Annotated in this window: 6 protein-coding genes; 5 read left to right on the top strand and 1 reads right to left on the bottom strand. The window is 59.5% G+C overall.

Annotated features, from left to right (window positions below; all coding sequences use genetic code 11):
- Positions 1–35: 35 nt before the first annotated feature.
- Positions 36–995, bottom strand: a complete 960-nt coding sequence (gene trxB, locus KGB23_RS07815) for a thioredoxin-disulfide reductase (RefSeq protein WP_223430570.1) — start codon at positions 993–995, stop codon at positions 36–38.
- Positions 996–1,033: 38 nt separating this feature from the next.
- On the opposite strand from trxB, the gene KGB23_RS07810 reads away from it, so the two are divergent.
- The 5 genes from KGB23_RS07810 (at position 1,034) to crcB (ending at position 6,264) form a co-directional block, all read left to right on the top strand.
- Positions 1,034–1,306, top strand: coding sequence for a hypothetical protein (locus KGB23_RS07810; RefSeq protein WP_150656275.1), 273 nt, complete (start codon positions 1,034–1,036; stop codon positions 1,304–1,306).
- The gene (locus KGB23_RS07805; RefSeq protein WP_223430569.1) at positions 1,303–3,705 is read left to right on the top strand and encodes a DNA translocase FtsK; all 2,403 of its coding nucleotides are present in this window, start codon (positions 1,303–1,305) and stop codon (positions 3,703–3,705) included. The genes KGB23_RS07810 and KGB23_RS07805 overlap by 4 nt, the downstream gene beginning before the upstream one ends.
- A gap of 65 nt (positions 3,706–3,770) precedes the next feature.
- Entirely contained in the window at positions 3,771–4,394 is a 624-nt protein-coding gene (gene lolA / locus KGB23_RS07800) for an outer membrane lipoprotein chaperone LolA (protein WP_223430568.1), read from the top strand.
- Positions 4,395–4,567: 173 nt separating this feature from the next.
- A complete protein-coding gene (locus KGB23_RS07795) occupies positions 4,568–5,890 on the top strand; it encodes a replication-associated recombination protein A (RefSeq protein WP_008029505.1) in 1,323 nt (440 codons plus the stop codon).
- Positions 5,890–6,264, top strand: a complete 375-nt coding sequence (crcB, locus tag KGB23_RS07790; RefSeq protein ID WP_223430567.1) for a fluoride efflux transporter CrcB — start codon at positions 5,890–5,892, stop codon at positions 6,262–6,264. The genes KGB23_RS07795 and crcB overlap by 1 nt, the downstream gene beginning before the upstream one ends.
- Positions 6,265–6,269 lie beyond the last annotated feature (5 nt).

Here is a 6,269-nt window from a genome sequence, read left to right as displayed (position 1 = left end):
GTGATGGGCGGGTGGGCCCACCGTGAAGTGTGCCGTCAAACGACTGGAATGTCGTCGAGATACTTCTCGGCGTCCAGCGCGGCCATGCAGCCGGCCCCGGCAGAGGTTACGGCCTGGCGGTAAACGTGATCGGCTACGTCACCGGCGGCAAACACGCCCGGGATTTCGGTGCTGGTAGCGTCGCCTTCGCTGCCGCCCTTGACCAGCAGATAGCCGGCACGCATTTTCAGCTGACCCTCGAACAGGTCAGTGTTGGGTTTGTGGCCGATGGCGATGAACACGCCGGTCAGCGGCAATTCACTGGTTTCGTCAGTGTGGCTGTCCCGCAAGCGGGCGCCGGTCACACCGCTGGCATCACCCAGTACTTCATCCAGATTCTGGTTCCAGTGCAGGCGGATATTACCTTTGGCGGCTTTTTCGAAGAGCTTGTCTTGCAGAATCTTCTCCGAGCGCAACTTGTCGCGCCGGTGAATCAGGTGAACTTCCTTGGCGATATTCGACAGGTACAGCGCTTCTTCAACTGCCGTGTTGCCGCCGCCAACGACTGCGACCACCTGATTGCGGTAGAAGAAACCGTCGCACGTCGCGCAGGCCGACACCCCTTTGCCGGCAAATGTCTCTTCCGATGGCAGACCCAGGTACTGCGCCGAGGCGCCGGTGGCGATAATCAGCGCGTCACAGGTGTAAGTGCCGCTGTCGCCGATGAGTTCGAACGGGCGCTGTTGCAACTTGGCGGTGTGGATGTGGTCGTAGACGATCTCTGTGTGAAAGCGCTCGGCGTGTTTTTGCATGCGTTCCATCAGCACCGGGCCGGTGAGGCCTTCGACATCACCGGGCCAGTTGTCGACTTCGACGGTGGTGGTGAGCTGGCCACCTGCCTGTATGCCGGTAATGACAACGGGATTAAGGTTGGCGCGAGCGGCATAAACGGCTGCGCTGTAACCGGCAGGGCCGGAACCCAGAATGATCAGGCGGGAATGCTTCGCTTCGCTCATAAAAACACCTCATAAGCCTTTGTCACAAAAGAGAATGCATGCTCAAATTGAACCGCGCGTTATGTGCTGTTGGCTATGCTACACCTTGGGTTTCAAGCATGGCATCGGACGAACAAACCCGTACAATGCCTGCCTGTTACAGTGCTTGTAATAAAATAAGCGCTGCGCGCCGTGTTTATAAAAACCGGAGCGTAGTGTTAAAAGTAGTCCCAGTTACACCTGTTATCTTTTTTGCCTGCCTGGATTGGGCAGTTTTTTATAGTCAATCAACAGATGGACGCGCCACAGGCGCAGGAAAAGAAGCGTTTTGAAGAAATCCACCGCAGCACCAAAAACAGTCGTTCCGCTCTGGCGCCAGCAATTGCACTACCGGCTCAAGGAAGGTGCATTGATCGCCATCGGCGGCTTGTGCCTGTTCCTGATGATGGCCTTGTTGACCTACGGCAAGGACGATCCGGGCTGGAGTCATAACAGCAAGATCGACGATGTGCAGAACTTCGGCGGACCGGTCGGCTCCTACAGCGCCGATATCCTGTTCATGGTGTTGGGTTACTTCGCCTACATCTTCCCGCTGTTGCTGGCGATCAAGGCTTATCAAATCTTCCGTCAACGCCACGAACAGTGGGAGTGGAGCGGCTGGCTGTTCTCCTGGCGCCTGATCGGCCTGGTGTTTCTGGTGCTGTCGGGCGCGGCCCTGGCCCATATTCATTTCCACGCCGCGACCGGTCTGCCGGCCGGCGCTGGCGGCGCGCTAGGCGAAAGCCTTGGCGATCTGGCCAGGAACGCCCTGAATATCCAGGGCAGTACGCTGTTGTTCATCGCGTTGTTCCTGTTCGGCCTGACGGTGTTCACCGACCTGTCGTGGTTCAAAGTGATGGACCTCACCGGCAAGATCACCCTCGACCTGTTCGAATTGTTCCAGGGCGCGGCCAACCGCTGGTGGGCGGCCCGAGTCGAGCGCAAACAATTGGTTGCGCAGTTGCGTGAAGTCGATGATCGCGTGCATGACGTGGTGGCGCCGACCGTCACCGACAAACGCGAGCAGGCCAAGGTCAAGGAGCGCCTGATCGAACGCGAGCAAGCCTTGAGCAAGCACATGTCGGACCGCGAGAAGCAGGTGCCGCCGGTGATTGCGCCAGCTCCGCCCAAACCTGCGGCTCCCAGCAAGCGCGTGGAAAAAGAGAAACAGGCGCCATTGTTCGTCGACAGCGCCGTCGAAGGCACCTTGCCGCCGATCTCGATACTCGACCCGGCAGAGAAGAAACAACTCAATTACTCGCCTGAATCCTTGGCGGCCGTCGGCCACTTGCTGGAAATCAAGCTCAAGGAATTCGGTGTCGAAGTCTCGGTGGATTCGATTCACCCGGGCCCGGTGATTACCCGGTACGAAATCCAGCCAGCGGCCGGCGTCAAGGTCAGCCGCATCTCCAACCTGGCGAAAGACCTGGCACGTTCCCTGGCCGTGACCAGCGTGCGCGTGGTGGAAGTGATTCCCGGCAAGACCACCGTCGGTATCGAGATTCCTAACGAAGACCGGCAGATCGTGCGTTTCTCCGAAGTGCTGTCGACCCCCGAGTACGACAACTTCAAGTCGCCGGTTACCTTGGCACTGGGTCACGACATTGGTGGCAAGCCGGTCATCACCGACCTGGCGAAAATGCCTCACTTGCTGGTAGCCGGTACGACCGGTTCCGGTAAATCGGTGGGCGTGAACGCGATGATCCTGTCGATCCTGTTCAAGTCCGGCCCGGAAGACGCCAAGCTGATCATGATCGACCCGAAAATGCTTGAGCTGTCGATCTATGAAGGCATTCCGCACCTGTTGTGCCCGGTCGTGACCGACATGAAGGACGCCGCCAATGCCCTGCGCTGGAGCGTGGCGGAGATGGAGCGTCGCTACAAGCTGATGGCGAAAATGGGCGTGCGTAACCTGTCGGGCTTCAATGCCAAGGTCAAGGAAGCCGAGGACGCCGGTACGCCGTTGACCGATCCGTTGTACAAGCGCGAAAGCATTCACGACGAAGCGCCGCTGCTGACCAAGCTGCCGACGATTGTCGTGGTGGTGGACGAATTCGCCGACATGATGATGATCGTCGGCAAGAAGGTTGAAGAACTGATCGCCCGTATCGCCCAGAAGGCGCGTGCGGCCGGTATCCACTTGATCCTGGCGACCCAGCGGCCGTCGGTTGATGTGATCACCGGTCTGATCAAGGCCAACATTCCGACGCGTATGGCGTTCCAGGTGTCGAGCAAGATCGACTCCCGGACCATCATCGACCAGGGCGGCGCCGAACAACTGCTGGGCCACGGTGACATGCTTTACATGCCGCCGGGCACCAGTCTGCCGATTCGTGTCCACGGGGCCTTTGTGTCCGATGACGAAGTTCACCGGGTGGTCGAAGCCTGGAAACTGCGCGGCGCGCCGGAATACAACGACGAGATTCTCGCCGGTGTCGAAGAGCCGGGTAGCGGCTTTGAAGGCGGCAGCGGCGGCGACGAAGACAGTGAATCCGACGCGCTTTACGACGAAGCGGTGCAGTTCGTACTGGAAAGCCGTCGTGCGTCCATCTCTGCGGTTCAGCGCAAGCTGAAAATCGGCTACAACCGCGCCGCGCGCATGATCGAAGCCATGGAGATGGCCGGGGTCGTGACGTCCATGAACACCAACGGTTCGCGTGAAGTCCTGGCTCCGGGCCCGGTACGCGACTGAATTGATTGAAACGCGGTGGCGTAATGACGCGCCATCGCACCCCCACGAATGTTATGAGGACTCCCATGCGTCTTATCCGCATGCTGTTGCTGCCGGTTTTGGCTTTGACCACGCTCTCGGCCCACGCCGATGACAAGGACGTGGCGCGTCTGACCCAATTGCTGGAAAAATCCCAGACCCTGACCGCGCGTTTCTCCCAGCTGACCCTCGACGGCAGCGGCACCCGGTTGCAGGAAACCGCGGGTGAAATGTCCTTGCAGCGTCCTGGCTTGTTTTACTGGCACACCAATGCCCCGGCGGAACAAACGATGGTCTCCGACGGCAAGAAGGTGACGTTGTGGGATCCGGACCTGGAGCAGGCCACCATCAAGAACCTCGATCAGCGCCTGACCCAGACTCCGGCGTTGCTGCTGTCCGGTGACGTGTCCAAGATCAGCCAGAGCTTCGACATCAGCGCCAAGGAAGCCGGTGGCGTGATCGACTTCACCTTGAAGCCGAAAACCAAGGACACCCTGTTCGACAGCCTGCGCCTATCGTTCCGCAATGGCCTGGTCAACGACATGCAGATGATCGACAGCGTCGGTCAGCGTACCAACATCCTGTTCACCGGTGTGAAAGCCAACGAACCGATTCCTGCGTCCAAGTTCAAGTTCGACATCCCCAAGGGTGCGGACGTGATCCAGGAATAAAACGCAATACCTGTAGGAGTGAGCTTTTGTGGCGAGGGAGCTTGCTCCCGCTGGGGCGCGAAGCGCCCCCAAAAATGGGACTGCTGCGCAGTCCAGCGGGAGCAAGCTCCCTCGCCACAGGATTTTCGCCACGCATGAGTACTGCGCAATAAGTGAGGTTTTAACAATACGTGATGGACCTGTTTCGCAGTGCCCCGATTGCTCAGCCCTTGGCCGCCCGTTTGCGTGCGGCCAATCTGGACGAGTACGTCGGTCAGGAACACGTGCTCGCTCGCGGCAAGCCTTTGCGCGAAGCGCTGGAGCAGGGTGCCCTGCACTCGATGATTTTCTGGGGCCCGCCGGGTGTGGGAAAAACCACACTGGCGCGTCTGCTGGCGGAAGTCTCGGATGCGCACTTCGAAACGGTTTCGGCGGTACTGGCCGGCGTGAAGGAAATCCGTCAGGCGGTGGAAATCGCCAAGCAGCAGGCCGGGCAGTACGGCAAGCGGACCATCCTGTTCGTCGATGAAGTGCATCGCTTCAACAAGTCTCAGCAGGATGCGTTCCTGCCATACGTTGAAGACGGCACGCTGATTTTCATCGGCGCAACCACCGAAAACCCTTCGTTTGAACTCAACAATGCGCTGCTCTCCCGGGCTCGCGTCTACGTGCTCAAAAGCCTCGACGAAGCGGCCCTGCGCAAACTGGTGCATCGCGCGCTGACTGAAGAGCGTGGTTTGGGCAAGCGGCAATTGACCCTCAGCGATGAAGGCTTCCAGATGCTGCTGTCGGCCGCCGATGGCGATGGCCGGCGTCTGCTCAACCTGCTGGAAAACGCCTCGGACCTGGCTGAAGACAACAGCGAGATCGGCGTTGACCTGCTGCAAAGCCTGCTCGGAGATACCCGCCGGCGTTTCGACAAGGGCGGTGAAGCGTTTTACGACCAGATCTCTGCGCTGCATAAATCCGTGCGCGGCTCCAACCCCGATGGCGCGCTGTATTGGTTTGCACGGATGATCGACGGCGGTTGCGATCCGTTATATCTGGCCCGGCGCGTGGTGCGCATGGCCAGCGAAGACATCGGCAACGCCGATCCCCGCGCCTTGAGCCTGTGCCTGGCGGCGTGGGAGGTGCAGGAGCGCCTCGGCAGTCCCGAAGGCGAATTGGCAGTGGCCCAGGCCATTACTTATCTGGCCTGCGCCCCGAAGAGCAACGCGGTGTACATGGGCTTCAAAGCCGCGATGCGCAGCGCCACCGAACACGGTTCGCTGGAAGTGCCGCTGCACCTGCGCAACGCACCAACCAAGCTGATGAAGCAACTGGGTTATGGCGACGAATACCGTTACGCGCACGATGAGCCGGACGCTTACGCCGCTGGCGAAGACTATTTCCCGGAAGAACTCGAGCCACAACCGTTCTATCAGCCGGTGCCGCGTGGTCTGGAGCTGAAGATCGGCGAAAAGCTCAATCACCTGGCGCAACTTGACCGTCTCAGCCCCCGGCAGCGGAGAAAATAGTGATCCCTTTGATCGTTGCCGTTTCTGTGGGCGGTATCGCCGGAACGCTTTTGCGCTTTGCCACTGGTAACTGGATCAACGCTAATTGGCCGCGGCACTTCTATACCGCGACGCTGGCCGTTAATATCGTCGGCTGTTTGCTGATCGGCGTTCTATACGGTCTGTTTTTAGTACGCCCGGAGGTGCCGATGGAGGTGCGCGCCGGGTTGATGGTCGGCTTCCTCGGGGGGCTGACGACTTTTTCATCCTTTTCACTGGATACGGTGCGCCTGCTGGAAACCGGGCAAATGCCGCTGGCTTTTGTCTATGCTGCCATCAGCGTATTCGGCGGGCTGCTCGCTACCTGGGCTGGCCTGTCCTTGACCAAACTTTGATAACG

Origin of the sequence: Pseudomonas sp. GL-B-26 (assembly GCF_019947405.1) — a bacterium.
Taxonomy (GTDB): Bacteria; Pseudomonadota; Gammaproteobacteria; order Pseudomonadales; family Pseudomonadaceae; genus Aquipseudomonas.
Note: the sequence above shows the minus strand (reverse complement) of the source record. Positions and strands in the feature narration are given on the sequence as shown.